Origin of the sequence: Brevibacillus sp. HB1.4B, assembly GCF_013284285.1 — a bacterium.
In the GTDB taxonomy this organism is placed as follows: Bacteria; Bacillota; Bacilli; order Brevibacillales; family Brevibacillaceae; genus Brevibacillus; species Brevibacillus porteri.
The window spans coordinates 1-8,141 of the sequence record NZ_JABSUT010000025.1; the positions used below are offsets into that span (position 1 = coordinate 1).

At 44.7% G+C, this 8,141-nt stretch carries 5 protein-coding genes; 3 read left to right on the forward strand and 2 right to left on the reverse strand.

The window, feature by feature from the left end; all coding sequences use genetic code 11:
* Nucleotides 1-85 precede the first annotated feature (85 nt).
* Entirely contained in the window at nucleotides 86-1,360 is a 1,275-nt protein-coding gene (locus HP398_RS30465) for an MFS transporter (RefSeq protein WP_017246852.1), read from the forward strand.
* A 61-nt stretch (nucleotides 1,361-1,421) separates the two neighbouring features.
* Here the strand turns inward: HP398_RS30465 and HP398_RS30470 are convergent, their stop codons facing one another.
* Nucleotides 1,422-2,786, reverse strand: coding sequence for a sensor histidine kinase (locus HP398_RS30470; protein ID WP_017246853.1), 1,365 nt, complete (start codon nucleotides 2,784-2,786; stop codon nucleotides 1,422-1,424).
* Nucleotides 2,783-3,508 carry a response regulator transcription factor gene (locus HP398_RS30475; RefSeq protein ID WP_017246854.1) on the reverse strand — a complete coding sequence of 242 codons (726 nt, stop codon included), beginning with the start codon at nucleotides 3,506-3,508 and terminating at the stop codon, nucleotides 2,783-2,785. Before HP398_RS30475 ends, HP398_RS30470 begins: the two co-directional genes overlap by 4 nt.
* A gap of 561 nt (nucleotides 3,509-4,069) precedes the next feature.
* Between HP398_RS30475 and gyrA the strand changes: the two genes are divergently transcribed.
* Together gyrA and HP398_RS30485 are read left to right on the forward strand one after the other, a co-directional pair.
* A complete protein-coding gene (gene gyrA, locus HP398_RS30480; protein ID WP_017246856.1) occupies nucleotides 4,070-6,604 on the forward strand; it encodes a DNA gyrase subunit A in 2,535 nt (844 codons plus the stop codon).
* A 165-nt stretch (nucleotides 6,605-6,769) separates the two neighbouring features.
* Nucleotides 6,770-7,855 (forward strand): HD-GYP domain-containing protein, encoded by a 1,086-nt coding sequence (locus tag HP398_RS30485; protein ID WP_173624492.1) that lies wholly within the window; start codon nucleotides 6,770-6,772, stop codon nucleotides 7,853-7,855.
* Nucleotides 7,856-8,141: the final 286 nt, after the last annotated feature.

Genomic DNA, 8,141 nt, shown 5'->3' on the forward strand with positions numbered 1-8,141 from the left:
GGCCATCCAGCTTGGATGGTTTTTTTTGTACTATTTGAAAACTGAAATTTCTGACGTATTATTTTAAAAAAGGAGTCATGTCATTATGAAACAAGCTACTTCGAGTCGGCTCCACTACGCTTGGATCATTGCGGGTGTCACCTTTTTCATTCTCTTGGTTGGCGCTGGAATTCGCTCTGCTCCTGGTGTATTTATGGTTCCTGTTGAACAAGAATTTGGCTGGAGTCGCTCTTCTATCTCAATAGCGCTGTCCATTAATCTATTGCTATACGGATTGGTAGGTCCGTTTGCGGCAGCAGTCATGGATCGGTTCGGAATAAGGCGTATCACGATCATTGCTCTTATCCTGTTGGCATTGGGTTCATCCCTCACTACTTGGATGCAGGCTTCCTGGCAACTGACTGTACTTTGGGGAGTCGTTGTTGGACTGGGTTCAGGATGCACGGCTTCCGTATTAGGAGCAATGATCGCAAATCGCTGGTTTGTGAAGCAACGAGGATTGGTTATGGGTATATTAACAGCAAGCGGTGCAACAGGACAGCTGGTATTTCTTCCTCTTCTCGCGAGCTTGGCTGAATCAGATGGCTGGCGTACGGCATCGTGGGTGATTGCAACAGCAGCTCTGATCTTGGTTCCGATTGTGGCTGTCTTGATGCGTGATCGACCAAGTGATAAGGGACTTCAGGCATTTGGTGCGACAGAAGCTGATCAAGAAATAGAAGACATTAAGCAAAACCCTTTTCGTGCAGCTGTTGATGGTTTAGTAAGAGGATCTCGTTCCTTTGATTTCTGGTTGTTGGCTGGAAGCTTTTTTATTTGCGGTCTTTCTACCAATGGTTTAATCGGTACTCATTTTATAGCTGCTTGTATGGAGTACGGCATTCCAGCGGTAACGGCTGCAAGTTTACTCGCTCTCATAGGTATCTTTGACATTATCGGAACAACATTGTCGGGATGGCTATCGGACCGCTTTAACAATCGTTGGCTCTTGTTTTGGTATTACGGTTTACGGGGATTTTCGTTAATGCTGCTTCCTGCAGCACTGTCCTCTTCTACGTTTACCTTGGGCATATTCATTGTCTTCTATGGCCTAGATTGGGTAGCTACAGTTCCTCCAACACTTAAGTTGACAACCGATATTTTTGGAAAACAGCAATCAGGAATTTTGTTTGGGTGGATATTAGCCGCACATCAGTTAGGTGCTGCTGTGGCCGCTTATGGTGGAGGAGTTATTTATACCATGTTGAATAGTTACTTCATCATGTTTATCATTGCGGGAATATTTTGCTTGATCGCTTCTGTATTGGTTATGCGGATTGGAAGGAACGCGCTCACGGCGAAAATTTCCGGGAACATGTAGAGGCAAATATATGGATTGAAAGAAAAACACCCGAGTGGACACTAGATCACTCGGGTGTTAGTTAGTTTTCAGGCTGCGAATACAAGGGAAGGATGATACGGAAAACAGCGCCGTGGAGTGGACCATTTTCTGCTTGGAGACGGCCGTGCGAACGTTCGATAATTGCTCGAGAAATAGCTAACCCCAGTCCGACATCACCATTTTTTCCTTTCACAAAACGATGAAATAAATGAGGGAGAAGCTCTTCCGCGACGCCTTCACCATCATCTTGTACTTCTATTTGGAGATGGCGTTTGCCTGATTTGATTTCGATCGTGATCTGATCCTTGGCATGGCGCAAAGCATTTCCAATGATATTCAACAAGGCTTGAAGAAACTTTCCTTCATCGACGTACACTAGGTCATTGGTTTTAGGCGGACGTACTGAAATCGTTACATTGTGTTGGAGCTGCAAAGGGTGTAAACGCTCAATGGCTCGATTCACCAGGTCAGTAGCGGAAAGCCATGAGGGATCAAACAAATTCTCTTCGCCTTCGAGCTTGGCCAACAATATAATTTCAGTCACAATATGCTTCAATCGATTGGTTTCCTCTACAATTACATCAAAACCTTTTTCAGCAGCATCATCAACAAAAACTCCATCGCGAATTCCCTCGGCATATCCTTGAATGGACATGAGAGGGGTTTTTAGCTCGTGGGAAGCATTCTGTAAAAATTGCCGCTGGATTTCATGGAAACGATCGAGCTCTTGTGCCATGGAGTAAACACTATTCGAGACTTCAGCAATTTCACCGCGAGCAGGAATGAGTTGGACTTCGGAAAAACGACGTGCTTGAACCTTTTTGATTTCTCTCGTCAATTTATGCAGTGGCTTCACCATACTACGCGTAATAAAAAAGCTGAGCAAAATGGTAGATACGGCTCCAATCAAAACAATGAGCAATATGTTATTCGTCATCTCCATACGAATGTCTTTTAGTCCACGTACAGGAGAGGCCAGAATCAGTCGTTGCTTTTCGTCGTTTTTAAAAGGTAAGTTAACGACCACATAATCATCGCTACCGACCATCCAAATGTTTCGATTTTGCCTTTTCTCCGCTTTACGCTCAAGGGCATCCATCCACTCATTCAAATTGGAAGAAGGCAGGGATGTGTAGAGCACTTTTTTCTTTTTTCCTAAGAGCAAAACTTCTATCTTGCGATTGGAGACGAGAAGCTTTTCGAGTTCTGCGACTCCCTCAGTTTCAATCTTTACATTCGATTCGTTCATTTTTTCAATCCAGAATCGACCTTTTAGGTTTAATTCATTCTTTTGCTGCTCGATTAAATTATCCAGCAAAAACGAATTGATCAGGGCAGCTGATACCCCTATAACAAGACAGAGAAGAAGGGCGAACATCAACGTAATGCGAAATTGGATACTCATTCATCCTTCGTTCCTTCCAATGTTCGCAGGCGATATCCAAAGCCCCAGACGGTTTCGAGAGGGATCTTGTCCAGCTTTTTTCGGATACGACGAATGAGATCATCAACCACTCGATCACTTCCAAAATAATCGTATCCCCATATAAGAGAGAGCAGCTCATCACGGGAAAAAGCCCGATTCGGATGCTCCGATAAAAGGCTAAGCACCTGAAACTCTTTCGAGGTCACCTCTACTTCCTCCCCAAAAGAATAGACCAGACGTTTTTTCTTATCTAATACAAGAGCGCTGTTAGCAGCCTCTTCCGGGTTACTGTCTTTCGCAATGAAAGGGGATTCTTCCGCATGAGACTTCATCTGTTTCCAACGTTGGAGTGCCCGATTCACGCGTGCCACTAATTCACGAGGGCTAAAAGGTTTGGTGAGATAATCGTCGCTTCCTAGCTCTAGTCCAAGAATCTTGTCTACTTCTTCGTCGCGAGCAGAAACCATGATGATAGGCGTCTCTGAACCAGCACGAATTCGTCGGCAAAACTCATAGCCATTCATACCAGGCAACATGATGTCCAATACCCATAGATCGGGAGGATTCTTTTGCTCTAAAGTAATAGCCTCTTCGGCTGATTCAAGTGCAGTTGTAACATAGCCTTCCTTTTGAAGATAGGCTTCGACGATCTGACGAATATGGATGTCATCGTCTACGATAGCAATGTGAAAGGTCTTCATAGGATTCCTCCGCGAACCTTTAGATTCTCACTTTATTGTACATCTTCAAACCGACATAAGCAGTTATTGAAGACATTTCCCACACTTTTCCCATACTTTCTTACGTTTCTTACAATAGTGTAAGGAAGTTGAAACCCAAATCGATGGGACTACGTGTTCATTCCCTGTAAAATCAAAGTACATTCAATAAACGGAGGGATACACCATGAGAAAACTACTACAGATGATCGCGATTACGTTCGGATTGTTAATCGATACGAAGACAATGATTCGCTCCTCCGAATTGGAAATGGTCGTGAAGCTGTAAAGATGATCATAAATACATGTAAAATAACATGAAATTGTAGGGGCCAGAATGTAGGGGCCTTTTTTGTTTTGTGCGATGACCCAGCCTGAAACAGGGCTGGAATATTTAGGGATACTACGAAATCCGTGTGTATACGAGCAAAATCGGTGGTAAATCTTGAGGAAATGGATTGATTCAACTGGATTTTTTGGACGTGTCCTCTCTCTATATGGTATAATGAAGTATTGTGATAACCAGTTGGAGGTTTACCCTTTATGGCAGAAGAAACTGCTCGGTTTCCAAAAGTCGATATTAGCCACGAAATGAGAGAATCGTTCATTAGCTATGCGATGAGCGTTATCGTCAGTCGGGCTTTGCCTGACGTTCGCGATGGTTTGAAGCCTGTACACAGGCGTATTTTGTATGCCATGCACGATATGGGCCTTACTCCTGACAAGCCGTTCCGTAAATCGGCAAACGTTGTCGGGGAAGTAATGGCGAACTACCATCCGCATGGTGACTCTTCCATCTATGAAGCGATGGTACGTATGGCCCAAGATTTTAACATGCGCTACATGCTGGTTGAAGGGCAAGGGAACTTCGGTTCTGTAGACGGCGACCCGGCAGCGGCGATGCGTTATACGGAGTCGCGTTTTTCCAAGCTCGCGCTGGAGCTTTTGCGCGATATTGATAAAGAAACGGTCGATTTCACTCCTAACTACGACGGACGCAAAGAAGAGCCGGTTGTATTGCCTTCTCGTTTCCCGAACCTGCTTTTGAATGGGGCATCAGGGATTGCTGTAGGTATGGCTACCAATATTCCGCCACATAACCTGACAGAAGTTGTTGATGGCGTCATTGCCATGATCGACAATCCTGATATTACGATTCAAGATTTGATGAAGATTATCAAGGGACCTGACTTCCCTACAGCAGGGGAGATTCTCGGTTACAGTGGTATTCGTCGTGCCTATGAAACAGGCCGTGGTTCCATTATTATGCGCGCCAAAACCCAGATTGAAGAGGATGGGAAAGGCAAACCGCGCATCATCGTAACAGAGATTCCTTATCAGGTGAACAAGGCGAGACTCGTGGAAAAAATCGCGGAGCTCGTGCGCGAGAAAAAAATCGAGGGCATTACCGACCTTCGTGATGAGTCTGACCGCAAAGGTATGCGTATAGTGATGGAATTGCGTCGCGACGTTATTCCAAAGGTTGTTTTGAACAACTTGTTCAAGCATACCCAAATGCAGTCTACATTTGGTGTGAATATGCTGGCGCTCGTCGACAGCCGTCCGCGTGTATTGAATTTGCGTGACATGCTCTATTACTATTTGGAGCACCAACGCGTCATTATCCGCAGAAGGACCGAATACGATCTCAAGCAAGCAGAAGCTCGTGCGCATATCTTAGAAGGCTTGCGCATTGCATTGGATCATATTGACGAGATTATCAGCTTGATTCGCTCTTCTCAAACCACAGAAGAAGCTCGTACAGGACTTATGGAAAATTACTCTTTGTCTTACGAGCAGGCACAGGCCATTCTCGATATGCGTCTGCAACGCTTGACTGGTTTGGAACGAGAAAAAATCGAGAACGAATACCAAGAGCTCATGGTGAAAATCGCAGAATTGCGTTCTATTCTTGCAGACGAAGGCAAAATCTATGCAATCATCCGGGAAGAGCTGGGTGAGATCAAAGAGAAGTTTGGCGATGCAAGACGCACGGAAATTACTTTCGATGAGAATCATATCGAAGATGCTGATTTGATCCCAGAGGAAGATGTGGTCATTACCCTGACGCATGATGGCTATATTAAGCGTCTGCCTGTTTCCACCTACCGTTCGCAAAAACGTGGTGGACGTGGCGTGCAGGGGTTGGGAACCAAGGATGACGATTTTGTCGAGCATCTGTACATTACCAACTCGCATGATTACATCATGTTCTTCACGAGCAAAGGGAAGGCTTATCGCCTAAAAGGATTCGAGATTCCTGATCTGAGCCGGACAGCGAAAGGCACCCCAATCATCAATCTCATTCAGATTGAAAAAGGGGAGCGGGTTAGTGCGGTAATCCCTGTGAAGGAGTTTGATGAAGAACATTACCTGTTCTTTGCGACCAAGAAGGGGATTATTAAGAAAACCACGCTGGAGTCCTATGAAAATATTCGCAAAGGCGGACTGATTGCGGTTAACCTACGCGAAGATGATGAGTTGATTGGTGTTCGTCTGACGGATGGCAAACAAGAAATCATCATGGGTACTCACAAAGGCATGTCCGTCCGTTTCAATGAGGGAGACGTACGCACGATGGGACGTAACGCCACTGGTGTGAAGGGAATTACCCTTGACGACGATGATGATGTCATCGATATGGACGTTATCAAACCGAATGCAGAAGTGCTCATTGTAACGGCGAATGGTTACGGTAAACGGACTCCTGTCGATGAATACCGCATTCAATCTCGTGGCGGTAAAGGAATTAAGACACACAATGTAACCGATCGAAGCGGTCCGGTCGTTGGTCTGAAAGTCGTTGAGCCTGAAGAGGATCTGATGATTATTACCACTTCCGGTATCATCATCCGCACAGAAATGAAAGGTATTTCTGTGATGGGGCGTTACACGCAAGGTGTGAAACTGATCCGTTTGTCTGAAAATGAGCAAGTGGGATCAGTCGCCAAGTGTCCTCCAACTGAGGAAGAGGATATGACGGATGAAGATGTGGAAGAGAGAATCGAAGATCTGCAAGACGGAGAGACTGTCGAAGCAACCGAGCCTCCTGAACCTACCGAACCGACAGAGGAATAAAGAAAATCACGACGAAAGCGTCCCGCATAATGTGGGGCGTTTTTTCGTGTAAGTGCAGAAAGTTTGTTCTACCCAGTGCTTTTTTCCTGCAAATGGTTTGGGTTTGGAGTAAAATTGGGAAATGGATACTATATCATTAACAAGTTGGATCGGGTGGTGAGCAGGTTGCCCAATGTGGAAGTGAAACAACTGACTCTTGGAGCGAAATTGGCTGAAGACGTATTTACAGCATTGGGAGGCATTCTTTTTGCAAAAGGAACCCCTCTCTATGAAAGAGAAGTTCAATTCTTAGAAGCGTTCATGATCAAGCAGGTACAAGTAGAGGAATCAGGAGGGGCTTGGACTGACCAAGGTGAACCAACTAAGGCAGATACGCCAGAAGCTTCTGATAAGTTTATCCAAGCTAAACCTGTGTTTCAGGAGTCATTTGATAAAGCAGTGTCTACACTGAAAAATTTGATGACCCGCGTACAAGGCGGCAATAACATACCCGTTATGGAAGTCAGAGAAGTTGTGACGCCGATCATTACGGAGTTTCAGCAGCAACCACAAGTCCTTCTCTCCCTTCGGCGCTTTGCAAGGATGGATAGCTATGCCTACGAGCATGCCATAGCGGTTGGGATGATTTCTTATATGATTGCAAAATGGGTCAAGGTGCCAGAAAAGGAATGGATGCAGGTCGCATTGGCGGGTACATTGCTCGATATAGGAAAAACGAAAATTGATCGGCGGATTTTGCAAAAACCAGGGAAGCTTACGCCAGACGAATTCGAAGAGATGAAGAAGCATACCGTTTATGGCTACCAAATTATTAAGTCATCCCACGGTTTAAGTGAAGGTGTAGCATTAGCGGCTTTGCAACATCATGAGCGAGAAGATGGTTCAGGCTATCCGCTAGGTTTGCCTGGTTCTAAACTGCATTTATACAGTAAAATTGTCGCCGTGGCTGATGTGTATCATGCAATGAGCTCGGATCGTGTGCACCAAAAGGCACTGTCACCCTATCAAGTCGTGGAGCAATTAGTGCAGGATAGCTTCGGGAAACTTGATCCTACCATTGTTCGGACATTTGTGGAGGGGATCACTCAATTCGCTGTAGGGACGCTAATCGAATTAAGTGATGGAACGATTGGGAAGATCGTATTTACAGACCGTAATCACCCAACGAGACCAATGGTTGAAACAGGTGGAAAAATCGTAAACTTAGTCGAAGCTCGACATTTATCTATTATGAGAGTAATGGAACAGTAAGGGAGAGAGGCGAGTGATTCGCCTCTCTTTTAATATAATTTAAAGAAATTCAATTTTATTATAAAAAACTCTTGTGCTGTTTAAAAATACGTGATAAGATACTTCTTGTCGCTTCGGTTGAGGCAACACTTCAAGAAGAAAAGTTACATAAGCTATTTACTTCTTGAGCATTGTTTGATAAAGTATTGAATTGTCGCCGCTAAGCGGAACAAGATTTTTTAAAAAAACATCTTGTAAAAGCCTAGGCGGTATGATAAGATAGAAAAGTCGCCTCGAGAGAGACGAG